Genomic DNA, 22765 nt, shown 5'->3' with positions numbered 1-22765 from the left:
ACACAGTTCCTCAAGGCGTCCGAGTAACGACCGGTTCATGAAACCGTCCTCGGACCGACGGCGATCCGGTGTCCCGCGTAATCCACCTTGGTTCGGAGGTAGTGATCGTTGAAGGGGTTGATGTGGCAACCGGTCGACACGGTCTCGGCGACCTGGATCCCGAGGTCGGAGAGCTGTTGCTGCTTGTCGGGATTGTTCGTCACCAGGCGGATCTCGCTGTGGCCCAGGGCGGACAGGGCCGCGGCCGCGACCCAGTAGTCCCGCGCGTCGTCGGGCAGATTCAGCTCCCGGTTGGCCTCGAAGGTGTCCATGCCCGAGTCCTGGAGGACGTAGGCGTCCAGTTTGTTGTACAGACCGATGCCCCGCCCCTCCTGGCGCAGGTAAAGAAGGATTCCGCTCTGCTCCGCGAACATCTGCAGTGTCTCGGCGAGTTGGGGACCGCAGTCGCAGCGCAGTGATCCGAAGACGTCACCCGTCAGGCACTCCGAATGCAGACGGACCAGCGGCACGGGTCCAGGGTCGCCGAACACCAGGGCAAGGGGCTCCTTGTCGACGGGCCAACCGGCCGGCAGGCCCCCGAAGGAGACGACGGAGGGAGTGGCCTCCCGGCCGTCCTTGAGCGCGATCGGTACGTTCACCCTCGTGCGAACAGTTAACGGCGCTCGTTCCTGGCCGACTTCTGGTGTCAGCGTGTCCTGGGTCATGTGTCGTTCCTCTCTCGATATCGGCGGCTTATTCAATGCGTGCTGGAGGGAGCCCTCGTGGCGAATCGGCAGCATGCGAACGGCGGCCGTCCGTGCTGACGGTGAGGTGATCAGGCAGCGTGACCGGCCGAGTGCGTGACGGCGTCGCGAGCACGCATGACCCGGAAGGTGAGGCGCATCGCCGTCCGGCCCCGCCGGACGCGTTCACGCGAGCATCGGTACTGCCGAAGGATCGCCCGTCGGGACCCGTGCCGACGGGCGGCAGGAATTATCGGGTGCGCAGGGCGGAATTGCCGCGAGCGGGCATGGCATCGCTCGGGCGGCAACGGTCGTCAGGGCCGTCGGAAAAAAGCCGGTCGGGAAAAGGGTGCCCGCTCCCGGCGCGTACGGCAGCTTTCGGTGACAAAATGATCGTGATGTCTCGGTAAACCCATGACAGTGCTCAATTCCCCCGTTGACAGCTTGAGGCGACAATTCGTCCGCCTCGTCAAGACCAAGCGTTCCCCCGCCTGTCCGCGGTGCGAGGGAATTCCCGCCAAGGGCTGTACCGCAATTCCTGGCGGGCGCGCGGCGTCGGCTACGGGGCCTCGCCGCGTTGTCGAAACGCCCGAATACGTCCAGTATGCGGGCGCCTCTCCGCCTTGCGATGCACCGCATCTGACGCCGTGCGCTGATCCACCAGGAATTGCGGGACGGTCCTCGGCCCCCTCCCCTCGTGATGCGGGAGCGCTCCCACAACCTTGCATAAACCTACGTCCGCGTCAACGAATCTTGTTCATGCCCCTCTTCGGCCGACCGGGTCTGTCCCGTGGTCGGGGAAATCTTCCGTCCCCGAAGAATCCCTGGTCAGACGTTTTGGTCGATTCCCGACGAGCGTCGTTGGTAGGCGGCAAGAACTGACTCCGGCCTGCCGCCCGCTGGAATGCGGAATTCCGTATCGCTGTCGACGCGGGCCTTCCGTCCATGTTCACCCGCGTGCCACGAATCGGACATCTCCGAAGGTGCGGGCCGACCCTTTTCCGTGACGATCCTTCGGAATCGGGAATTCCGTACCGGCAACTCAGCGCAGATGGGACGTATCGTTGAAAAGACGCAGGGACGCCGTCATTCCGGTGTACGCGACACCTGAGAAGGATGCCGGGGAGAGCTCCATCGCGAACAGCGCCTCGCCCGGGGCGTCGAGTGCCATCTGGATCAGCACCTTGATCGGCGTGACGTGGCTGACGGCCAGAATCGTCCGTCCCGCGTACCGCGAGATCAGGTCATCCCTGGTCGGGGCCATCCGCCGGGCCACATCGGAGAAACTCTCCGTGCTCCCGGTGGGTGCCGTCCCGGTGGAGGCGCGCCACGCTGCCAGGTCTTCGGGGAAACGGGCCCTGACCTCGTCGTAGGTCAGCCCTTCCCACTCCCCGAAGTCGGCTTCCCGCAGCCCGTCCTCGATCACCGGCTCCAGGCCGAGACGGTCGGCGACGGCCGTGGCGGTCTGGCGGCAGCGGAGGAGAGGGGAGCAGACCACCGCGTCGACGCCGGCGCCCGCCAGGAGTGTGGACCCGGCGGCACGGCCCGCTTGCCATCGTCCCACCTCGGACAGTCCGGGGTCGGTGCCGCCACTGCCGGAGAACCGCTTCTCGGGGGTCAGCACCGTCTCGCCATGACGGAGCATCAGCAGCTTCGTGCGAGGCTCTGTCTGTCGCTCTGTGGATGCCCACCCACTGCCATCCGGCAGGGTGTGCGCCGGTGTCACGGATCCGGCGTCCGCAGGTGTGTTCGTCTTCGAGGTCATCCGCACAAGCTAGCTCCGAGCCTCCACCGGGGAGGACCGGACGGCGATATCGCGTCGACGGAGACCTGTTCCGTATATACCTCTTTTCGTCCGCAGCTGTGGCATCAACTGCCTTGAAAATGTGTGCTGTTGCATTCTCCGAATTCGTGGGTACTCTTTCCCGGCCACCCCTGACACCACCCGCCGTGCCGCTCCGGCGCCGCAGTCACGGTCCGACCACCACCACTCCTGTCCACCCGGTCCGTCGCCCCGCCGTGACGGACCTGGCTCCCGCGCGAGTTCCCACAGAACGGAAGATCCGATGACCAGCCGCCCGTACGTCGTGCTGTCTGCCGCGATGAGCGTCGACGGCTACCTGGACGACGCCACCGATCAGCGGCTGCTGTTGTCCAATGCCGAGGACTTCGACCGTGTGGACGAAGTCCGGGCGGGCAGCGACGCGATCCTGGTAGGTGCCACGACCGTACGCCGCGACGATCCGCGGCTCCTGGTGAACAGCGCCGAACGCCGGGCGGGCCGGCTGGCACGCGGGCTGCCCGAGCACCCGCTGAAGGTCACTGTCACAGCCTCCGGCCGGCTCGACGCCGGCCTCAGGATCTGGCACAACGGGGGAGACAAGCTCGTCCTCACCGTGGACTCGGCGGTCGAGAAGGTGCGGGCGAATCTGGACGGTCTGGCCGAAGTGGTCAGTACGGGCACCGAACTTGACTGGGGCCGGGTCCTCGACGAACTCGGCCGCCGCGGCATCGGGCGGCTCGTCGTGGAGGGCGGCGGCACCCTTCATACCCAGCTGATGGCCCAGGACCTGGCCGACGAACTGCACCTGGTCGTCGCCCCGCTGCTCGTGGGGCAGCCGAATGCCCAGAGGTTCCTCGGCTCCGCCGACTACCCCGGCGGTCCGACCGCGCGGATGCGGTTGCTGGAGACGAGGGCGATCGGCGACGTCGTGCTGCTCCGTTACGGGCCGAAGGAACGCGTCACGGCGGGCGACCCCGTTCGCCACCGTGACCTGCACTGGATGCGCAGGGCGATCGAGCTTGCCGCGATGTGCCCTCCCTCCGAGGGTGCGTACTCCGTCGGCGCGGTGATCGTCGGAGCCGACGGCGCCGAACTCTCCTACGGGTACAGCCGCGAGAGCGATCCGCACATCCACGCGGAGGAGTCGGCGCTCGCGAAGCTTCCGACGGATGATCCGCGTCTCGGGACTGCGACCATCTACAGCACCCTGGAACCGTGCTCCCAGCGCCGGTCACGTCCGCACCCGTGCAGCCGGCTGGTCCTCGACGCCGGTCTGCCGCGAGTCGTGATCGCCTGGCGCGAACCCGCACTGTTCGTCGACGACTGCGTAGGCGTCGAGCGGCTCCGGGCTGCCGGCGTGACGGTGGTGGAACTGCCCGAACTCGCCGCCGAGGCGAAGGCGGTCAACGGGCATCTGCCCGGCATGGGCTGACCGAGCGGCCTCCGGCGTCCGCCCGGCCGGCTGTTGCCGGAGCAGTCCGGAAGGCTCCACGGCTGTCCGGCAAAGACGTCAGGTCATCGACTGCGTACCGCCACCGCGCTTTCCGTGTCGCGCGATCCGGGTGAGCGGGCGCTTCGTGACAGGAGTGCCGGCGCGATCGGCGCCCACTTCGAGTCAGGCGCCATGATCGGCGTCCGGACGGACCGATGTACCGGCCGGTCCGAGGCGGGCACGCGGTCCTCGCTGGTGCTGACCGGTCCCACCGCGGTGGCGGACACCGACACATACCCGTTCCGGCCGTCCCTTGCCGTCGACTCCCTCGCCGACCTCGCCGATCGGGCGGACCTGGCCGATCCGGCCGCTCGGGCCGAGGCGGGCCGAGGCGGGCCGGCCCGGTTCCGGCGCCGGGCGCGGCGCTTCCCCGCACTCCACCGGCCCAGTGTCCGGCCCGCTGCGGATGCGGAACGCCGCTCCACGCGTGAACCTTCCATAAGGAGGTTCACGATGCGTTCAATACCCCTCACGTTCTGTTCCGCCGCGGTGGTCGCGGCGACCCTGATGCCCGCTTCCGCCGCCCTGGCCGATTCCGAATCGGACCACGAGGACTCGCGGTCCCGCGTCACGCTCACCCTCTCCCCGTCCTCCGTCTCCCCGGGCGGCGAGGTCGACCTGGAGGCCGACGGCTGCAAGGGCAAGGAGGCCAAGGGGAGCTCCGACGCCTTCGTCTCCGAGGCGCGTTTCTCGCCCGGTGACGGCCGGACGCTCTCCGCCGAGGCCCGGGTCCGCTCGGATGCCGAGCCCGGCGACTACGACGTCCAGGTGGTCTGCAAGGGCGACAAGCACGCCAAGGCGACCGCCGTGCTGACCGTCGTCCACCGCGGCCGGCCCATGCCCGTCGCCCCGGTCCGCGCAGGTGGCGGAGGCACCGCCGTACTCGCCGACCAGGCCGCCCAGCAGGAGGGCCCCGGCACCGTTCACGCGGTGGTCGGTTTCGCGCTTGCCGCCGTCGCGGCCGTCGCCGTCGCCTTCCGCAGCGCGCGGCGCCGTCGCCCGGCCGCCGACTGACGTGTCCGCCTCGGAACGCCCGGCGGGGCACGGCAGGCTGCTCACCGGAGTGGCCTGGGCCGTACTGCTACTGGGCCTGTGGCTCTGGGGCCGCGGTATCACCGGCGGCTCCGGTGCCAGTTCCGCCCCGACCACCGGCGACGTCGCCGCGGTCGGGCGTCCGCTCGGTGTGCCGCTGCCCCCGGCCCATGACCCCATCGAGGGCGTCGCGCCGCAGAGCGTCGAGATCCCGTCGATCGGGGTCCGGGCCCCTGTCGTCTCCCGGGACCTGGACGAGGAGGGGGCGATCACGCCGCCGTCCTTCGACACGCCCCAGACGGTGGGCTGGTACGGCGGCGGAACCGAGCCCGGCGCCAAGGGCCCGGCGCTCCTCGTCGGCCATGTCGACACCGAGACCAAGCCGGCGGTCTTCTACGGGCTCAGCGCGGCCCGCCCCGGCGCCACGGTCGAGGTGACCCGGACCGACGGCACCGTCGCCGAGTTCACCATCGACGACGTCCAGGTCTTCACCCGCGAACGTTTCAACGCCGAGAAGGCCTACGGCCCGCGCAAGGACGGCCGGGCCGAGCTCCGGCTGATCACCTGCGGCGGCACGTACGACCGTGCGTCGAAGTCGTACACGGCGAACGTGGTCGTCTCGGCCTATCTGACGGGCGAGAAGTCGCGGGAAACGGCGCAGGAGGAAGAGCGGGAGGAAGCGGTCGGCAAGGCGGGCGCGCCGACCGGCGGCTGACCCTTTCGGTACCCGGCCCGGCCGGCGCCCGGTTCTCCGGGCGCCGGCCGGGCCGTCCTCGACCGCGGGGCGCGGGCCGCGGGAGTGGCCCGGCGCGGACACGGGAGGTCGGAGGCGTTGAGGGCCGCCGCAAGCCCCCACTGTAGGGGCGCGGCCCTACGACGCCCAGCGGATTTCTGACGGTACGTCGATAACCGGTCACCCTCCGCACCCGGACAGGTCGGGCAGAGCATGCCGAAACCGCCGTAACGGTGCCCCGGCGCTGATGTGACGCGCCGGGCCGGCTCCGGCCCCGGTGCCAGGACGGACGGCGACGCGGTGAGGTGTGGCGACGCCCGCGAGGGGGAGCGGGTGCGCGGCAGCGACAACGGCCGGTTCGGCGCGCGGGGGTACGCGGGGGTATGCGGGGGGTGCGCGGCGGGGTGAGGCGCCGCGCTTCCGCTCGCGGGATCCCAAGCCGTGACCGCGGGCGGCTCTCCCGGGGTGGCCGGCGCCCGCGGCGGCGCGTATCGCCTCCGTCCGGGCACCGCCGACCGGGGGGTCGGAGGCCGGTGCGGGCCCTTGGCCGGCACGTACTCCTGTGTCAAGCGGCTCGGGGAGCCGGGTGGCGGCGGTCGGAGCGGGGCGGGGCGTAGTCGGGGGAGCGGTGGCCTGGGCGGTGGCCCGCGCTGCCGCGCCCGAGTGCGTGCCGGGGTTCGGCTCGCCCCGTCGCCCCGTCGCCCCGTCGCCCCGTCGTGCGGGACCGGGCCGGGTCCAGGTGTCACAGGGGTTGCCGTAGTGCCTCGCCCCAGGAGGTTCGGTCATCTCTTCGCCACGCGTCCCCCTGGACCGCGACCGGCGGTTCGGTGGCGGTCCGCCCTCCCGCTGCGTCATGCGGTGCGATGTCTGTGTGATGCCCGCGCGGCGACTGCTCGGCGTTTGCTTGCGCACGACGCTGCCTCCTCGCATCGGGAGCGGCTGGAGTTCTTTCCTCCGCTTCCCTCAACTGAGCCTCCTGCCCGCGTGGTTGGCATCGAAGCCTCCGGGTGGATCGGCCGACCCCGAGCTGCGATCGCAGGAATGAAAAGGGTTAATACCGGCTCAAATGCGCGATTTGCAGGGCTCTTGCGGAGGGGTGCGGGGGAGGCGTAAAGGGGGGCGTGGGGGCGTTGGGCAGTTGACCGGTCGATGGGTGGCTGCGCTGTCGGGCGGGTATGAACTGTGCGTGAGCAAATCGTTCATCCGGTGACGCCCCTTGTGGGCCGGCGGGGGCGTGGGTACGAGCAAGGCCCCCTCACGCGTGGTGAAGGGGCCTTGACTCTGCGTGCGCCGCCAGGGACTCGAACCCCGGACCCGCTGATTAAGAGTCAGCTGCTCTAACCAACTGAGCTAGCGGCGCCTGCTGACCTGGAAAACTCTACCCGATCTCCAGCTGTGCTCCTGACCATTTCCCCTCCATCACGGCCTGTCGGATGGTCGTTTTTTCTCTTCTGTCCGTCAAAATGCGATATGTCAGCAGAGTTGAGACACTGACGCCCGTACAGATGCGCCCAAAGATCTTGACGAGTGCGGAGGGGAATCGCATGACTGTGCCGGCCTTCAAGGAGTACGTACCCGCCATCGACTGCACCTGTGCGGGGTGCGCCGCGCAGCGGCGAACCGCAGCCTCCGGACTGCCGACGCGTTACGGAGGACATCCGGCCGCACACGGCGCGCGGCGCGCGATGGTGCTGGTCACCGCTGCCGGAGTGGTGCTCAGTACCGGTCTCGCCGAGGCGGCGGTCGCGGCGGTCGATCCGGCCCCGGTGACGGGCCCGGGTCAGGCGGCGGGCGCGGTCACCGGTGTCGCGTCGGTGACCGGCGCCGCGACCGGCGGCGTGGAGGCCGGGCCGGCCGGACCGGGGCCGGACAGTCCGCAGGGCGGACCCGGTCCGTTGCAGGGTGCGGGGGCCTCGGGGCCACCGTCGTCCCAGACGGGCGCGCCCGCGCTGCGCGCGACCACCCGGGCCGACATCATCAACCGCGCCAAGAAGTGGGTCACCGCGAAGGTCCCGTACAGCATGGAGAAGTACTGGTCGGACGGATACCGCCAGGACTGCTCCGGCTATGTGTCGATGGCCTGGAACCTGGCCGGCAACGAGTGGACCGGCAGCCTCGCCGCGTACGGCACGCGCATCGCCCGCGAGGAACTCCAGCCGGGCGACATCCTGCTCTTCCACAACCCGGCCGACCCCTCCAAGGGCTCGCACGTCACGATCTTCGGCGGCTGGACCGACTACACGCACACCCATTACACGGCGTACGAGCAGACCAAGCCGCACACCCGCAAGCAGACGACGCCCATGGCGTACTGGAACAACTCGGGCAGCTACGTCGCCTACCGGTACAAGGGGCTGACAAGCGGAAGCGCCGGCAGCGGCTCGGCGGCGACGCCGTTCCCGGGGACCGCGAAGTTCGGCGCGGGCGCGAAGAACGACTCCGTCACCCGGCTCGGCAGGATGCTCGTCGACCGGGGCGGCAAGCGCTTCTACAAGGTCGGGCCCGGCCCCACCTGGAGCAGCGCCGACCGGCAGGCGACCCAGGCGTTCCAGCGAGCCCAGGGCTGGAAGGGCAAGGAGGCCGACGGCCTCCCCGGCCCCGACACCTGGCGCCTGCTGACGAACGGAACCGGCCATGACATCCCCGCCGCCGACGGCACCACCGGGAGGGGCGGTTCCACCTCGGTCCCGGGCTTCCCGGGGCGGGGCCATTTCCGGCCGGGTCAGTCCAACAGCCATGTCGACAAGCTCGGCAAACAGTTGGTGAAGAAGGGATACGGCAAGTACTACCTGTCCGGCCCCAGCCCTCGGTGGACCGAGGCGGACCGGCGCAATGTCGAGGCCTTCCAGAAGGCCCAGGGCTGGCGGAGCACGGAGGCCGACGGCTATCCGGGCCCGGAGACCTGGCGGCGACTCTTCGCGTGACACGACGCACATGACGGAGGCGGGAATGCGATCCACGGTGTCGGACAGCTCCGGGAACCGGGAGAACCCGGAGAACCGGGAGAACCCGGAGGACCGGGAGGACCGGGAGTACGGGGGGCAGAGGTACGGGGCGGTCCCGGTGCGGGAGTGGGTGGGGCCGGACGGGGCGGGCCGGGTCACCGACGCCTGGGCCGAGGCGGGGGAGCGGGCCGCCGCCCGGGAAGCCTCGGGGACGACGGCCGGGTTCGACGGGCCGCTGGGGGGCGGCGGGTCTGGTGGGATCGGCGAGTCCGGCGAGTCCGGCGAGTCCGGTGCGGCCGGCTGGCCTGATGGGTCTGATGGGTCTGGTGTGTTCGAGCGAGCCGGAAAGTCCGGTGCTGCCGAGGGAGCCGGAGTGGCCGGCGCTACTGCCGGGCCGGACTCCGTCGTCGATCTCGTGCTCGACCTGGTCCCGGGGGAGGGCGAGCGTGCGGGCCTCTCCTACGGTGCGACCTCGGCCTCGGTGTCGGTCCCGGCAGCGGACCCCGGCCCTGCGCGGGCGGTGGTCCGGGGCGCGGAGGCGGCGGAGAGGGACCCGGCGCCGATGAGCGTCGGCCGGGGCCGGGCGGACCCGCCGGCCGACGTACCCGACACCGGTGTGCTGCCACCGCTGCGCGACGCCCGGCCGGACCCCGCCGGCCTGCTGCACGCTCCCGCTCCTGACCCCATTCCTGACCCCGCGCCGGAGGCCGGCGCGTCGGCCGATGCCGATGCGGCTGACGCGGACGCGGACGCGAATCCGGACCGGGCAGCCGAGGCCGGTGTGCTCGTCATGGCGGGAGCCGGATCGGCGGAGTACGGCCCCGAGGCCCGCGACCCCTCCGCCTCCCCCTCCCTCTCCTCTTCTCCTTCTCCCTCCGCTTCCCCCGCGCCTTTCGCTTCCGCCTCCGTCTCCGGCCGGGGCGACGCACCGCACACCGCGTCCGAGCTCGCGCCCGCCTCCCTCTCCCTGACGCTCACCGGCGAGGACACCGGCGAGTTCCGTACCGACCCCCGTGTGGACACCGGCCGGCATCAGGCGGTCATCGCCAACGAGCGCACTGCCTCCATCCCCGTGCACCTGCTCTTCCGCGAGGAGGCCGAGGCCGGGGCGGATGCCGTGACGCTGCCGGCCACCGTCGTACGAAGGGCGCCCGGGAGCGAGCAGCCGGCCGGACTCCGGCGGCCGCCGGTGCCGAGAACACCTCAGGTGCGGCCCTCGACCCGGCCCGCGCCGGTCGCCGACCCCCGGCTCCATGAGCGGCCGGGACCGGCGCTGCCCGGCTGGGTCGCGGTGCTCACCGGAGCCGTCGGGATCGCCGCGATCGGTGGAGTCCTGTGGTGGGCCGGGGCGTTTCCGGTCATGGTCCTGTCGCGGATCGGGGCCGGCTCGCGACCGTACGAAGGACTCGGTACCGGTGCCTGGGCGGCGCTCGCGCTGCTCGTGACCGTGGTGCTCTTCGCGTTCGGCGGTCTGAGCCGGGGCCGGGTCGGGTATGCCTGGGTGCTCACGCTCTTCGGCCGGTACCGGGGCACCGTGCGGCGGACCGGGCTGATGTGGGTCAGCCCGTTGCTGCTGCGGCGCCGGGTCGACGTACGGCTGCGGCACTGGCGCAGCGAGCCGCTGCCCGCGATGGACGCCAACGGCACCGCGCTGCGGGTCGTCGTTCTCGTCGTGTGGCGGGTCGAGGACACCGTGCGGGCGACGCTCGGGGTCGAGGACCACGAGGAGTATCTGCGCGAGCAGGTCGAGGCGGCCATGGCGCGGGTCCTGTCCCAGCTGCCCGCCGACGCCTTCCACGAGGACGCGCACACCCTGCGCAACGCCGAGGCGGTCGGCGACGCGCTGACCCGGATGCTGAAGGCGGACTGCGAGCCGGTCGGCATCGAGGTGTACTCGGCGCAGCCGACCGGAATCGAGTACGCGCCGGAGGTGGCGGCGGCCATGCAGCGTCGCCGGATCGCTGCCATCGACGCCAAGCACCGGGACAGCGTGCTGACTTCGGTGGTGGACGCCGTGGACGACACCGTCAGCCGGCTGACCGCCCGCGGCATCGTGGAGCTCGACGACTACGAACGGAAGTCCCTGGTCAAGGACTTGACGGTGGCCTTCTACACCGGCCGCGGCGGTGGGGACGGTGCCTGAACCGACCTGACCGACGCCTCGGAGGCAAACGGAATCCCGCTCTCATTGGTCTGGACATGTTCATGCTGCGTCAATAATCTAGGACTTGGTCTAGACCGCAGAACGCGCGCGTAGCAGTGCTCATGGAACTTCCCCCACGTCTCCGAGGAGCGGCAGCAATGCGTAAGAAGACAGGTGTGGCTCTGGTCGGTCTCGCGGTGGCGGGCGTCTCGATGTTCGCGACCAGCAGCGCCGGCAGCCACGGCTACACGGACAACCCCATCAGCCGTCAGAAGCTCTGTGCCAACGGCACGGTCACGAACTGCGGCAACATCCAGTGGGAGCCGCAGAGCGTCGAGGGCCCCAAGGGCTTCCCGGCGGCCGGTCCCGCCGACGGTGCGATCTGCTCCGGCGGCCACGGTGAGTTCGCCCAGCTCGACGACCCGCGCGGCGGGAACTGGCCCGCCACCAACGTCACCGCGGGCCAGGGCTTCAGCTTCCGCTGGCAGTTCACCGCCCGGCACGCCACAACGGACTTCCGCTACTACATCACCAAGGACGGCTGGGACCCCACCAAGCCGCTCAAGCGCTCCGACCTGGAGTCGCAGCCGTTCATGACGGTGCCCTACGGCGGCAAGCAGCCGCCGGCCACCCTGACCCAGCAGGGCACCATCCCCACCCAGAAGAGCGGCAAGCACATCATCCTCAGCGTGTGGAACATCGCCGACACGGCCAACGCGTTCTACTCGTGCTCGGATGTTCAGTTCTGACGCCTGGTCGGTTACCGTGCGGCGCCATGGGGAGCGCAGGCACCGTCGCGGAGCTCGTTCAGCGTCAATGGGGCGACCACCGGCCCGGGTTGAGACATGAGGACACCGTCCTCAGCCATCACCAGGTCGCCTCGGGCGCAGCCGCACGGGCCGCGCTCCTGGCGGATCTGCTGCCGGCGGGCAGCGAACCGCACCTCGGGGTGCTGCTGGACAACACCCCTGAATTCCCCCTGTGGTTGAGCGCGGCGGCCCTGGCCGGGGCCGCCGTCGCAGGCATCAACCCGACCCGTCGCGGCGCCGAACTGGCCCGCGACATCCTGCACACCGAATGCCGGGTGCTGATCACCGAGCGCGCACATCTGCCCCTGCTCGACGGCCTCGCGCTGCCGGGAGTACGGGTGCTGGTCACCGACACCGACGCGTACGCCGCACTCCTCGCCCCCTACGCCGGGGCGCGGCCGGGCGACACGGTCCTGAACCGGCCCGATCCCGCGACCCGGATGCTCCTGTACTTCACCTCCGGCTCCACCGGTGCGCCCAAGGCGGCGATCTGCACCCAGGGGCGGCTGGCGGCGGCCGGGCACTCGCTCGTCGGCCACTTCGGGATCCGGGGCGAGGACGTCCACTACATCTGCATGCCGATGTTCCACGGCAACGCGGTGATCGCCGACTGGGCCCCCGCACTGTCCGCCGGCGCCGCCGTCGCCCTGCGCCGCCGCTTCTCGGCTTCCGGCTTCCTCGAAGACGTGCGCGCGCACGGCGCCACGTACTTCACGTATGTCGGCCGTGCCGTGCAGTATCTGCTGGCCACCCCCGAACGCCCGGACGACCGTGAGCACCCGCTGCGCCTCGGCTTCGGCACCGAGGCCGGAGCGGTGGACGCCGCCCGCTTCCGGGAGCGGTTCGGGGTCCGGCTGGTCGAGGGGTACGGCTCCTCGGAGGGGGGTGCGTCGATCCAGCGGACGCCCGACACCCCGCCCGGTGCGATCGGCCGGGCGTCGGACCGTGACGACCTCGCGGTCGTCGACCCCACGAGTGGCCGGGAGCGGGTCGCCGCGGTCTTCGACTCCGGCGGAACTCTCCTCAACGGAGCCGCGTCGATAGGGGAGTTGGTCAACCGTGGCAGCACCCCCTTCGAGGGGTACTGGCGCAACGAGGAGGCGGACGCCGCCCGGTTGCGCGACGGCTGGTACTGGACCGGGGACCTCTTCTGCCGCGACGCCGACGGCTTCCTGTACTTCGCGGGCCGTACGGAGGACCGGCTGCGCGTCGACAGCGAGAACCTGGCCGCCGCGATGATCGAGAACATCCTGGCCCGCTGGGCCGACGCGGCGGCCGTGGCGGTCTACGCGGTGCCCGACCCGGTCGCGGGGGACCAGGTCATGGCTGCGCTGGCACTGCGCGACGGGGCGCGGTTCGATCCGGAGGCGTTCGCCGAATTCCTGCGGGACCAGCCCGACCTGGGGACGAAGATGGCCCCCCGGTTCGTACGCGTCGTCGGCTCGATGCCGGTGACCGCGACGAACAAGGTGCACCGGGTCGGGCTGCGGCGCGAGGGATTCTGGTCCGGGGGGCCGCTGTGGTGGAGCGGGGGCGGCGGAACGTACGTACCGTTCGGTGACGGACAACTCGCCGCGCTGGTGCGGGAGTACAAGGAGCACGGGCGCCATGAGCTGCTGTCCTCACACGGTGGAGGGTTCTGAGACCGTCGCCCGCCGCAGACGCGTGACCGCCAGCACCGCACCCACCAGCAGGAGCAGCCCGCCGGCCACCGAGGCGTACTGCATGCTGTGCACGAAGGCGTCCCGGCCGACCGCGATCAGCGAGCCGTCGCCGGTGGACAGCGCCCCCGGCAGCGTCTTGCGGGCCACCTCCGGGGCGGAGCCCGGCATGTCCGCGGTGTAGACCGCGGTCGCCACCGCACCCAGCAGCGCCATCCCCATCGCCCCGCCGAACTCCTGCCCCGTCTCCAGCAGCGAGGCCGCCGAACCCGCCTTCTCCGGCGGGCTGGTGGACAGGGCCAGGTCCGAGACGAGCGCCATCACGGTGACGATCCCGCAGCTCATCACGGCCGAGCCGATGAGCAGGACGGCGAGGGAGTCCGTACCCGACAGGGCGAGGACACCGAATCCGGCGGCCGCGATGACGAAGCCGGCGCAGATCACCCGGGCGCGTTCGGTCCGCTGGGCGATCGCGGTGGCCGCCGGTGCGGCGGCGCCGACCGCCAGCGAGGGGGCGAGGCTCCACAGCGCGGCCTCCATCGTACTCATCCCGAGCACCGACTGCAGGTACTGCGTGGTGAAGAAGGAGGCGCCCATCATGGCGAACGCGGCCAGTGCGTTCAGTCCGATCCCGGCGGCGAAGTTCCGGTCGCGGAAGAGCTCCCGGCTGATCAGCGCGTCGGCGCGGCCGCGCTGGCGGCGGACGAAGAACCAGCCGATGACGAGCCCGGCGGCGATGACCAGGCCGTTGCGCAGGCCCATCCCCTCGGCGGCCGTCTCCTTGACCCCGTAGACGACCGGGAGCACGGAGCCCATCGACAGGGGCACGCTCAGGAAGTCGAAGCGTCCCGGGTTCGGGTCCTTGAACTCCGGTACCAGGAAGGGCACCAGGACCAGCAGCAGCACCATCGCCGGCACGTTGATCAGGAAGACCGAACCCCACCAGAAGTGCTCCAGCATGATGCCGCTGAGCACCGAGCCGAGCGCGATCCCGCCCGCCATGGCACCGGACCAGATCCCGATGGCCCGGCCGCGCTGCTTCTCGTCGCGGAACATGTTCCGTACCAGGCCCATGGTCGAGGGCATCAGCGTCGCACCGCCGATCCCGAGCAGCGCACGGGCCGCGATGAGCATGTCGGGGCTGGTCGCGTAGGCCGCGCCGACCGATGCGGTGCTGAAGGCGACCGCGCCGAACAGCAGGAGCCTGCGCCGCCCGATCCGGTCGCCGAGCGAGCCCATCGTGATGAGGAGACCGGCCAGCGCGAAGGCGTACACGTCGAAGATCCAGAGCTGCTGGGTGGCGCTGGGGGCGAGGTCCCGGTCGATGGAGGGGATCGCGAAGAAGAGGACGGACACGTCCATCGAGACCAGGAGGAGAGGGAGGAGCAGGACCACGAAGGCGGTCCACTCCCGACGGCCGGCGAGCTCGCCGGGGGCGGTGATGGTGTGCGAGGAGGTGGGCATGGAGAGGAATATACGAACGTATTAAACGGCTGTCTAGTACGTGCGTGTAAAACATCCGTACATCATCGCGGGCAGCACAAAACACATGAGGCGGTCTCCGTTGAACGGAGACCGCCTCATGTGCTGTCTGTGCGCCGCCAGGGACTCGAACCCCGGACCCGCTGATTAAGAGTCAGCTGCTCTAACCAACTGAGCTAGCGGCGCCTGCTGACTCGAAAATAATACCTGCTCTTCGGGGGTGCTGATGACACGCGCCCACGACCCTGCCGACCTGCCCTTCCGTGATCCTGGTGGCGCGGTGGCGCCGGGGTGGGTCCGGGCGGCGTCGTATGTGGCTCGCGAAGCAGTCAGAGAGCCAGCGAGAGCAGCACCGGCGCGGCCCGCCGGTTCAGCGTGTCCGCCGCCTCGCGCAGCCGGTGCGCGTGCTCGACCGGCAGTGAGAGTGCCAGGCATCCCGCCGACGACCCCGCTGTCAGCGGCACCGCGGCGCACACCGTACCGACCGCGTACTCCTGGATGTCGAGCACCGGCACCGTGGCCGGCTGGCTGTCCAGCTTGGAGAAGAGGACCTTCTCGCTCGTGATCGTCCGCGATGTCAGCCGGGCCGTCTTGTGCCGCGAGATGTGGTCGCGCCGCCCGTTCTGGTCGAGCTGCGTCAGCAGGCACTTGCCGATCGCGGAGGCGTGCGCCGCGGACCGGAAGTCCACCCACTCGTTGACCGCGGGCGTCCGTGGACCGTCGGCGTACTGCGTGACGCGGATCTCGCCGTCCACGTACCGGCTGATGTAGACCGCCGCCCCCACCGAGTCCCGCAGCTGGGCCAGCGTCTGCTGGAGCTTGGCCTCCAGGGCCTGTCTGCGCGCCGCGCCCGAGCCGAGGAGCAGCAGCGAGGCGCCGGTGACGTACGCGCCGGCGGTGATCTGCTCGACGTACCCCTCGCGGCGCAGCGTCAGCAGCAAGGAGGTGAGATGCCCGAGGGGCAGTCCCGTCTCCCGGGCGATCTGGGCGTCCGTCACGCCGTTGCCGTGCTTGGAAACTGTTTCGAGAACGCGAAGGGCGTACTGCACCGAATGGAATGGCGCGGTTGGTTCGGGCTTCAACGCCACGGTGTCCCCCTGCCAGGTTGTGACCGCAAGCTTTGCCACCACGATAGCCGCCAAGAGTGCCTTCGGGGGCGGGTGTTGACTACTCGCCGGTGCGCCCCGGCCCGTGGGCTGGGGCGCACTCCTCTGGCATATGCCAGAGTCAACAGCGATCAGCGGATGCCGAGGTCACAGCACCGCGTTGAGGAATTCGCGAGTACGTTCGTGCTCGGGATCGGAGAAGATTTTTTCGGGCGAACCTGACTCCACGACCTTTCCGGAATCGAACATCAGTACCTTCTCCGAGACGTCCCGGGCGAAATTCATTTCGTGGGTCACACACAGCATGGTGATGTCGGTGTTCCTGGCGATGTCGCCCAGCAGTTCCAGCACCCCCGCCACCAGTTCCGGATCGAGCGCGGACGTCACCTCGTCCAGGAGCAGGATCTCCGGCTCCATCGCCAGCGCCCGCGCGATCGCGACCCGCTGCTGCTGACCGCCGGAGAGCTGGGAGGGATGCGCGTCGACCTTCCCGGAGAGACCGACGAGGTCGAGCAGCTCCCGCGCGCGGGTCTCCGCCTTGTCGCGGTCCATGCCGAGGACGTTGACGGGCGCCTCGGTGATGTTCTGCAGCACCTTCATGTTCGGGAAGAGGTTGAACTGCTGGAAGACCATCCCGATCTTCTTCCGCGCCTCGCGCAGATGCTTCTCGGACGCCGGCTTCAGCGTGCCGTCGGGCGCCCGCATGTGCGACAGCGGATCGCCGTTGATCCGGATCACGCCGTCGCTGACCTTCTCCAGCGTCATCAGCAGCCGAAGGATCGTGGTCTTGCCCGAGCCGCTGGGCCCGATCAGGGTGACGTGCTCGCCACGCTCGACCGAGAAGTCCAGCTGGTCGAGGACGACATGGTCCCCGTACTGCTTGACGACCTTGTCGAAGCGGATCAGCGGGTGTCCGGCGCCCTGGGGGGCGGGGACCGCGACGAGGTCCTCGGGGGCCGTGGCCGCGGTCTTCTGCAGGGGGAGCGGTTCAGTGGCCAAGGCGCTTCTCCAGTTTCCTCATCAGGAGTGATGTGGGGTAGCTCGCGACCAGGAAGACCAGTCCGGCGAGTGTGAACACCTCGGTGTACGCGAAGTGGTCACCCCCGTACTTGCGGGCTTCGAAGACCATCTCCTGCACCGTGATCACGGCGAGGAACGGGGTCTCCTTGAACATCGAGATCGCGTAGTTCCCGAGTGCGGGCAGCACATTGCGCACCGCCTGCGGCAGGATCACGGCCTGCCAGGTCCGCCGGGCCGGCAGCGACAGGGCCCGGCAGGCCTCCCACTGGCCCTTGGGTACACCGTCGATCCCGGCGCGGTACACCTCCGAGGTGTACGTGGCGTAATGGATGCCCAGCACCACGATGCCGATCGTCAGCGGCTCCACCGAAGTGAACAGCGCGGCCGCGCCGACCAGCTGGACCAGCAGCGGGGTGGAGCGGATGAACTCCATCACCACCTTCACCGGCACGGTCACGAACCGGGTGGGCGCCCGCCCGGCCACCGCGATCGCCAGCCCGAGCACCGCCGCGACCAGCGTGCCGAGCACCGTGGCGAGCAGGGTGACCTTGAAACCCTGAAGGAGCAGGGGGAGCGCGTCCCCCGCGGCGTTCCAGTCGAATCCTTCGTTCACCGGGCACCTCCGGCGGCCGGGGCGGTCACGGCACTGCGGGACTTCAGCAGGCTTCCGCCGCCGCTCGCCAGTCCGAGCCGCCGTTTGGCCGACCGTTCCAGCAGGTTCATCAGCAGGGTCATCGCGTAGGCGAGCACGAAGTAGCAGGCCAGCAGCGTCACATACGCGGTGAGGGTCTCACCCGTACGGCTGCGCAGCTTCTCGACCGCGGTCATGAGGTCGGCCGCCGAGATCAGCCACAGCAGCGGCGTGCACTTCAGCAGCTGGATCAGGAGGTTGGTGAAGGACGGGATCATCTGCACCCACGCCTGCGGAAGGATCACCCTGCGCATCCGGTGCAGGGGCGTCATGTTCAGCGCGACGGCCGCCTCGTACTGCGAGCGCGGTACGGAGGTGATCGCGCCGCGCACCACCTCGGCGCCGTACGCACCGTAGTTGAGGCCGAAGGCGATCACCCCGCAGAGCAGGGGCGTCAGTTCGTACCCCGTGAGCGACGGCATCGCGTAGTAGAGCCAGAACAGCTGGACGTACAGCGAGGTGCCGCGGAAGAACTCCACGACCACGCGCGAGACGCCGCGCGACACCAGCAGCCGGCTGATCGACATCAGGCCGAGGACGAACGAAAGGAGCAGGGCCAGCAGGGCACCCAGGAAGGTGACCTGGAGCGTCACCCACAGGCCCGAGCGCAGCTGGGGCAGATCGTCGGCGAAGGCGGAGAAGAAAACACTCATGCGGTGGGTCCCGTCCCTGTCAGCCCTTGCACAGATCGGCCGTCTTCAGGTTGGCCGGCGGGAGCTCGGTGGCCCCGAAGCCGTATTCCCGGACCAGTTCCACATAGCGGGACTTGTCGGAGACGATCTTCTTGAGCTCGCGGTTGAAGGCGTCCCGCAGCTCCTCGTTGCCCTTGCGGAAGACGGCGCCGCCGGGGCTGTACTGCTTCACCCCGTCGAGCTCCGGCACGAAGGCCTCGGTGACCTCGGTGTCCGGGTTGGTCTTCGCCAGCCAGCGCAGCGAGATGCCGGTCAGCAGGAACGCGTCGATCCGGCCGCCCTTGACCGCGTCCGCGCCGTCCTGCGGCTTCTGGAGCGACTTGAGCTTGTCCTTGGTTATCCCGGCACCCTCGGCGTACGAGCCCTCGACCGTACCCGCCATCACGCCGACGGTGATCCCGGCGGCCTTCGCGGACGCCAGGTCGGTGATCTTCCTCGGGTTGCCCTTCTTCACCATCAGCGCGCTCGGAGAGATGAACTCCGGCTCCGAGAAAAGGGCGTTGGCGCAGCGCTCGGGCGTGATCGCCATACCGGCGCTGACCACGTCGTACTTGCCGGCCTGGAGCCCCGGGATGAGGCCGTCCCATTCGGAGAGGGTGGGGCGCAGCTCGTCCACACCCAGTGCCTTGAAGATCTCCCGGTGCAGGGCGGGCGCCTCGCCCTTGAGCTCCTTGCCCTCCATGTAGCCGTACGGGGCCTCGTCGGCGTACGCGACCCGGACGAATCCCTGCTTGCGGAGCTTGTCGAGCGCCCCTTCGCCGTCCGCGGAACCGGCGCCGGTCTTGCTGCATGCGGTGAGCAGGCCGGGGACGACGAGCAGACCGCCCACGGCTGCCGATCGGTTGAGAAAGCCCCGGCGGGACAGGTTCGGGAAGTCAGCCATGGTTAGCAATCTCCTGAAGGGGTCGAACGGGTCGAACAGTCCGGACAGGGTTGACGCCTGCCCGATCCCGTACGTCTATGCAGGAAGAGGCCGCATGTAACCGAACAGTGTCCGGAGGTTGACCTTCCCGTGTCCGGATGTGGGCGGAGTGCGACGGGGCATGTGCGGGGTGTATTTCGTTGTGGGGTGCGGTGAATGACGGTGTGTTATCCCCAGATGTCCGTCATGCGGGGTGAATTGGGGCGGTTGTGCGGGGTGCTGGGGTGGGGTGCCCGGGTCGGGTCAGGTGTCCTGGTCCGTGCCCGGGATGTGGCCGAGCCGCTTGTCCACCACGTTCGGCAACGGCTCACCCGCCGCCCACCGTTCGTACATCGCGACGAACTGCTCGCCCAGCCGGTCCCGCCAGCCCGCCGTGTCACCGCTCATGTGCGGCGAAACGATCAGGCCGGGTACGTCCCACAGCGGGCTGTCCGGGACGAGCGGCTCCCGCTCGAACACGTCGAGCGCGGCCCCGGTGATCCACCGCTTGCGCAACGCGTCGACGAGATCGTCCTCGACCACCATCGGGCCGCGCCCCACGTTGATGAACACCGCCGACGGCTGCATCAGCCCGAAGAACCGGCTGTCGAACATCCGGCGCGTCCGCGGGGTCAGCGGTGCTGCACAGATCACCCAGTCGGCGCGGGCGGCCAGCCGGTCGAGGTCCCCGGCGCCGTGGATCGTGCGCCTGGCCGTGCGTCCCACCAGGGCCACCTCGACGCCCAGCGTCATCAGCAGCCGGGTGATCTCGCGCCCGATCGGACCGGCGCCGACGACCACCGCACGCGATCCGGCGACCCGGGCGGTCTCGCGGTGGCGCCACCGCCGGCGCCCCTGGAGCTCCAGGGTGCCGGGGAGGTCCTTGGCGAACGCCAGCACCAGGCCGGCCACGTACTCGGCGATCGGCTGCTCGAAGATGCCGCGTGCGTTGGTCACCACGGTGTCGCTGTCCACCAGCTCCGGGCAGAGCAGCCGGTCCACGCCCGCACTCGCCGTGTGCACCCAGGCGGGGCGCGGCCCGCCGCCGGGCCAGGCCGCTCGTACCGCGTCCGAGGTGAAGTCCCAGACCAGCAGGACGTCCGCCCCGGGGAGCGCGTCCGCCAGACCGGCCCCGTCGGTGTGCCGCACCCGCACCCGTCCGGTCAGCGCGCCGAGGCGGGGCGGCGGATCGGCGTCCAGGACGAGCAGGACGGGCTCCGGCATGGGGGCGGGCTCCTCCGCGTCGGCTGGATCGGCTGAGGCCGCGGACGCACCACGCTCGCAGCCGCACCCCACCCCGTCAACCGGCCCGAGCGGTGACCGGGCCGGATGGGGGAATACTGGAACAGGAGCGGGGAAGACGGCCGGAGCCGTCGCCCGCTCCGCGGCGGCCGGTCCGCCGCACCGGACACACAGCACGGGAGCGGCACAGGACCAGCGCAGGAGCAGTAACAGGAAGGGTGGACATGACGACCGTCGGATTCCTCTACCCGGGCCATTTCGCGGAGGACGACTACCCGCGGACGGAGATTCTGCTCGACAGCACCATCAGGCTCGTCGTCCGCCACACGGCGAGCCCGGACGACGCCTACCGCGAGGACGCCCTGCGCGAGCTCGGCGCCCCCGCCCGGCTCGCCGCCGGTGTCGAGGAGCTTCAGCGCTCCGGGGTCCAGTCAGTCGTCTGGGCGTGTGACGGCGGCAGCTTCCTGTACGGCCCCGAGGGCGCCCGGGAGCAGGTCATGGCGGTGGCGCGGGCGGCGGGCGTGCCGGCCTCCAGCACCTCCATCGGCTTCGTCCACGCGGTACGGAAGCTCGGCGCCAACCGGGTCGCGGTCGCCGCGACCTACCCCGAGGAGATCGCCGCGCGCTTCACCGCCTTCCTCCGTGCGGCGGGCATGGAGGTGGCCGCCACCCACGCGGCGGGCCTGGCCGGTGCCGCCGAGGCCGCGGCCTGGGGGATCGACGAGGTGAAGGAGCTGGCCCGCGCCGCGGACCGGCCGGAGGCGGACGCGGTCCTGCTGCCGGACACGGCCCTGCACACCATCGGCCACCTCGCCGAGCTGGAGGACTTCCTCGGCAAACCCGTGCTCACCGCGAACCAGGTGGCCGTCCGGGAGGCCCTGCGGCTGGCCGACCGCCCCGCGTGGGAGCCCCGGCTGGGCGCACTCTTCGCGGCCCGCGAATCGCCGCCGGCCCCGGTGGAGTGGGGGAGCGGACGGGCGTACGCACACGGCAGGCCGCGGTGAGGGAGGCGGAGCAGCGGACGGGTGTCGGCGGGGGAGGAGGGGTGAGGGTGTCGCCCGGACCCGGAACAAAGCCCGGACCCGGAATAAACGGAGTCAACCTCCTGTTTCATCTCTCCGGACCGACGAAGGACTGACGAGCACCATCGGAGAGGCCAGGACGTGGACGAGATTCGAGGCGACGAGATCCGTGGCAAGACGGAGGGGACGGCACCCGTGCCCCTCTCGGTCCTTGACCTCGTGACCGTGGGCCAGGGCCGCACCGCGTCCCAGGCCCTGCGTACCGGTGTCGAGATCGCGCAGCTCGCCGAGCGCCGCGGCTTCCACCGCTACTGGGTCGCCGAGCACCACTCCATGCCCGGCGTCGCCTCCTCCTCGCCGGCCGTGATCCTGGCCCACACCGCCGCTCACACCGAGCGCATCCGGCTCGGTTCCGGCGGCGTCATGCTGCCCAACCACGCCCCGCTCGTCATCGCCGAGCAGTTCGGCACGCTGGAGGCCATGGCCCCCGGCCGTATCGACCTCGGCCTGGGCCGTGCCCCCGGCACCGACGGCGCCACCGCCGCCGCCCTGCGCCGCACCGAGCGGCTGAACGAGGGTGCCGACGACTTCCCGCAGCAGCTCATGGAGCTGACCCGCTTCCTGGACGACGACTTCCCCGACGGCCACCCCTACGCCCGCATCCACGCGGTCCCCGGGCCCGTCCAGGCCACCTCCGAGGGCGGCGTCCAGTCCCCGGCCCGCCCGCCGCTCTGGCTGCTCGGCTCCTCCGGCTTCAGCGCCCGGCTGGCCGGCATGCTCGGCCTGCCCTTCGCCTTCGCCCACCACTTCTCGGCCCAGAACACCATTCCGGCCCTGGAGCTGTACCGCGATTCCTTCAGGCCGTCCGCGGTGCTGGACGCCCCGTACGCCCTGATCGGCGTCGCGGCCCTGGCCGCCGACGACGAGCGCGAGGCCCGCCGCCAGGTGCTGTCCGGCGCTCTGTCGATGCTCCGGCTGCGCTCCGGCCGCCCGGGCCTGGTCCCGACGCCCGAGGAGGCGGAGGCGTACGCCTTCAGCCCGATGGAGCGGGAGTTCGTCGACAACTGGCTCGTCAACATCGTCCACGGCACCGCGGACGAGGTCCGCTCCGGCCTCGACGACCTGGCCAAGCGCACCGGCGCCGACGAATTGATGATCACCGCCAACGCCCACGGCGGGGAGGCCCGGCTGCACAGCTACGGCCTCATCGCGGACGCGTACGGCCTGCCGGGGGCCTGACGCCCTCCTGCCGGGCGGCTCGGCCTTCCGGGGCGGGGCAGGCAGCCGGG

The 22765-nt window shown here is 70.6% G+C and carries 18 protein-coding genes, 2 tRNA genes and 1 pseudogene; 10 read left to right on the top strand and 11 right to left on the bottom strand.

Annotated features, from left to right (window positions below; translation table 11 throughout):
• Positions 1 to 35: 35 nt before the first annotated feature.
• A complete protein-coding gene (locus ACZ4LX_RS17925) occupies positions 36 to 638 on the bottom strand; it encodes a GTP cyclohydrolase II (RefSeq protein ID WP_467644675.1) in 603 nt (200 codons plus the stop codon).
• 1126 nt (positions 639 to 1764) lie between these two features.
• Positions 1765 to 2367, bottom strand: a complete 603-nt coding sequence (locus tag ACZ4LX_RS17920; RefSeq protein WP_467644678.1) for a histidine phosphatase family protein — start codon at positions 2365 to 2367, stop codon at positions 1765 to 1767.
• 421 nt (positions 2368 to 2788) lie between these two features.
• Between ACZ4LX_RS17920 and ACZ4LX_RS17915 the strand changes: the two genes are divergently transcribed.
• From ACZ4LX_RS17915 to ACZ4LX_RS17900, 4 genes and pseudogenes are all read left to right on the top strand, one after another.
• On the top strand, positions 2789 to 3937 hold the full coding sequence (locus tag ACZ4LX_RS17915) for a dihydrofolate reductase family protein (protein ID WP_467644682.1): 1149 nt from the start codon (positions 2789 to 2791) through the stop codon (positions 3935 to 3937).
• A 114-nt stretch (positions 3938 to 4051) separates the two neighbouring features.
• Positions 4052 to 4264, top strand: a pseudogene (locus ACZ4LX_RS17910) (HAD hydrolase-like protein); the annotation flags it as partial.
• Between the two features lie 186 nt (positions 4265 to 4450).
• Positions 4451 to 5011, top strand: coding sequence for a hypothetical protein (locus ACZ4LX_RS17905; protein WP_467645114.1), 561 nt, complete (start codon positions 4451 to 4453; stop codon positions 5009 to 5011).
• Position 5012: 1 nt separating this feature from the next.
• A complete protein-coding gene (locus ACZ4LX_RS17900; RefSeq protein ID WP_467644684.1) occupies positions 5013 to 5744 on the top strand; it encodes a class F sortase in 732 nt (243 codons plus the stop codon).
• A gap of 1304 nt (positions 5745 to 7048) precedes the next feature.
• On the opposite strand, the gene ACZ4LX_RS17895 is transcribed toward ACZ4LX_RS17900, so the two are convergent.
• Positions 7049 to 7122: transfer RNA gene (locus tag ACZ4LX_RS17895), tRNA-Lys, on the bottom strand.
• Between the two features lie 184 nt (positions 7123 to 7306).
• Here ACZ4LX_RS17895 and ACZ4LX_RS17890 point away from each other — a divergent pair.
• The 4 genes from ACZ4LX_RS17890 to ACZ4LX_RS17875 all read left to right on the top strand — a co-directional run bounded on the left by ACZ4LX_RS17890 (position 7307) and on the right by ACZ4LX_RS17875 (position 13302).
• Positions 7307 to 8686 (top strand): peptidoglycan-binding protein, encoded by a 1380-nt coding sequence (locus tag ACZ4LX_RS17890; RefSeq protein WP_467644688.1) that lies wholly within the window; start codon positions 7307 to 7309, stop codon positions 8684 to 8686.
• Positions 8687 to 8711: 25 nt separating this feature from the next.
• On the top strand, positions 8712 to 10850 hold the full coding sequence (locus ACZ4LX_RS17885; RefSeq protein ID WP_467644692.1) for an SPFH domain-containing protein: 2139 nt from the start codon (positions 8712 to 8714) through the stop codon (positions 10848 to 10850).
• Between the two features lie 158 nt (positions 10851 to 11008).
• The gene (locus ACZ4LX_RS17880; RefSeq protein WP_467644695.1) at positions 11009 to 11599 is read left to right on the top strand and encodes a lytic polysaccharide monooxygenase auxiliary activity family 9 protein; all 591 of its coding nucleotides are present in this window, start codon (positions 11009 to 11011) and stop codon (positions 11597 to 11599) included.
• 26 nt (positions 11600 to 11625) lie between these two features.
• Positions 11626 to 13302, top strand: a complete 1677-nt coding sequence (locus tag ACZ4LX_RS17875) for an AMP-binding protein (protein WP_467644698.1) — start codon at positions 11626 to 11628, stop codon at positions 13300 to 13302.
• Here ACZ4LX_RS17875 and ACZ4LX_RS17870 read toward each other — a convergent pair.
• From ACZ4LX_RS17870 to ACZ4LX_RS17835, 8 genes are all read right to left on the bottom strand, one after another.
• Positions 13282 to 14784 carry an MFS transporter gene (locus ACZ4LX_RS17870; RefSeq protein ID WP_467644701.1) on the bottom strand — a complete coding sequence of 501 codons (1503 nt, stop codon included), beginning with the start codon at positions 14782 to 14784 and terminating at the stop codon, positions 13282 to 13284. The genes ACZ4LX_RS17875 and ACZ4LX_RS17870 overlap by 21 nt on opposite strands.
• A 130-nt stretch (positions 14785 to 14914) precedes the next feature.
• Positions 14915 to 14988, bottom strand: a tRNA-Lys gene (locus ACZ4LX_RS17865).
• Between the two features lie 143 nt (positions 14989 to 15131).
• Positions 15132 to 15890: an IclR family transcriptional regulator gene (locus ACZ4LX_RS17860; protein WP_467644703.1), complete on the bottom strand. Its 759-nt coding sequence runs from the start codon at positions 15888 to 15890 to the stop codon at positions 15132 to 15134.
• A 165-nt stretch (positions 15891 to 16055) separates the two neighbouring features.
• Positions 16056 to 16907, bottom strand: a complete 852-nt coding sequence (ehuA, locus tag ACZ4LX_RS17855; RefSeq protein ID WP_467644707.1) for an ectoine/hydroxyectoine ABC transporter ATP-binding protein EhuA — start codon at positions 16905 to 16907, stop codon at positions 16056 to 16058.
• Entirely contained in the window at positions 16897 to 17541 is a 645-nt protein-coding gene (gene ehuD, locus ACZ4LX_RS17850) for an ectoine/hydroxyectoine ABC transporter permease subunit EhuD (protein WP_467644711.1), read from the bottom strand. The genes ehuA and ehuD overlap by 11 nt, the downstream gene beginning before the upstream one ends.
• Positions 17538 to 18272, bottom strand: a complete 735-nt coding sequence (ehuC, locus tag ACZ4LX_RS17845) for an ectoine/hydroxyectoine ABC transporter permease subunit EhuC (protein WP_467644715.1) — start codon at positions 18270 to 18272, stop codon at positions 17538 to 17540. Before ehuC ends, ehuD begins: the two co-directional genes overlap by 4 nt.
• Before the next feature lie 19 nt (positions 18273 to 18291).
• Complete coding sequence (gene ehuB / locus ACZ4LX_RS17840; RefSeq protein WP_467644719.1) at positions 18292 to 19194, bottom strand: ectoine/hydroxyectoine ABC transporter substrate-binding protein EhuB; 903 nt, start codon at positions 19192 to 19194, stop codon at positions 18292 to 18294.
• A gap of 282 nt (positions 19195 to 19476) precedes the next feature.
• On the bottom strand, positions 19477 to 20436 hold the full coding sequence (locus tag ACZ4LX_RS17835; RefSeq protein WP_467644723.1) for a D-2-hydroxyacid dehydrogenase: 960 nt from the start codon (positions 20434 to 20436) through the stop codon (positions 19477 to 19479).
• A 242-nt stretch (positions 20437 to 20678) separates the two neighbouring features.
• Between ACZ4LX_RS17835 and ACZ4LX_RS17830 the strand changes: the two genes are divergently transcribed.
• Together ACZ4LX_RS17830 and ACZ4LX_RS17825 are read left to right on the top strand one after the other, a co-directional pair.
• Positions 20679 to 21458 carry a maleate cis-trans isomerase family protein gene (locus ACZ4LX_RS17830; RefSeq protein ID WP_467644729.1) on the top strand — a complete coding sequence of 260 codons (780 nt, stop codon included), beginning with the start codon at positions 20679 to 20681 and terminating at the stop codon, positions 21456 to 21458.
• 159 nt (positions 21459 to 21617) lie between these two features.
• Entirely contained in the window at positions 21618 to 22715 is a 1098-nt protein-coding gene (locus ACZ4LX_RS17825; protein ID WP_467644735.1) for an LLM class flavin-dependent oxidoreductase, read from the top strand.
• The last annotated feature ends 50 nt before the right edge of the window (positions 22716 to 22765 follow it).

This window comes from Streptomyces sp. NPDC026062, from assembly GCF_055568375.1.
Note: the sequence above shows the minus strand (reverse complement) of the source record. Positions and strands in the feature narration are given on the sequence as shown.

What these genes read in the sequence shown, in the direction of transcription:
- ACZ4LX_RS17890 (WP_467644688.1), top strand. Translation starts at nt 7,307, where the DNA reads ATGACTGTGCCGGCCTTCAAGGAGTACGTACCCGCCATCGACTGCACC.
- ACZ4LX_RS17915 (WP_467644682.1), top strand. Translation starts at nt 2,789, where the DNA reads ATGACCAGCCGCCCGTACGTCGTGCTGTCTGCCGCGATGAGCGTCGAC.
- ehuC (WP_467644715.1), bottom strand. Translation starts at nt 18,272, where the DNA reads ATGAGTGTTTTCTTCTCCGCCTTCGCCGACGATCTGCCCCAGCTGCGC.
- ACZ4LX_RS17835 (WP_467644723.1), bottom strand. Translation starts at nt 20,436, where the DNA reads ATGCCGGAGCCCGTCCTGCTCGTCCTGGACGCCGATCCGCCGCCCCGC.
- ACZ4LX_RS17885 (WP_467644692.1), top strand. Translation starts at nt 8,712, where the DNA reads ATGCGATCCACGGTGTCGGACAGCTCCGGGAACCGGGAGAACCCGGAG.
- ACZ4LX_RS17920 (WP_467644678.1), bottom strand. Translation starts at nt 2,367, where the DNA reads ATGCTCCGTCATGGCGAGACGGTGCTGACCCCCGAGAAGCGGTTCTCC.
- ehuB (WP_467644719.1), bottom strand. Translation starts at nt 19,194, where the DNA reads ATGGCTGACTTCCCGAACCTGTCCCGCCGGGGCTTTCTCAACCGATCG.
- ACZ4LX_RS17905 (WP_467645114.1), top strand. Translation starts at nt 4,451, where the DNA reads ATGCGTTCAATACCCCTCACGTTCTGTTCCGCCGCGGTGGTCGCGGCG.
- ACZ4LX_RS17875 (WP_467644698.1), top strand. Translation starts at nt 11,626, where the DNA reads ATGGGGAGCGCAGGCACCGTCGCGGAGCTCGTTCAGCGTCAATGGGGC.
- ACZ4LX_RS17880 (WP_467644695.1), top strand. Translation starts at nt 11,009, where the DNA reads ATGCGTAAGAAGACAGGTGTGGCTCTGGTCGGTCTCGCGGTGGCGGGC.
- ACZ4LX_RS17830 (WP_467644729.1), top strand. Translation starts at nt 20,679, where the DNA reads ATGACGACCGTCGGATTCCTCTACCCGGGCCATTTCGCGGAGGACGAC.
- ACZ4LX_RS17870 (WP_467644701.1), bottom strand. Translation starts at nt 14,784, where the DNA reads ATGCCCACCTCCTCGCACACCATCACCGCCCCCGGCGAGCTCGCCGGC.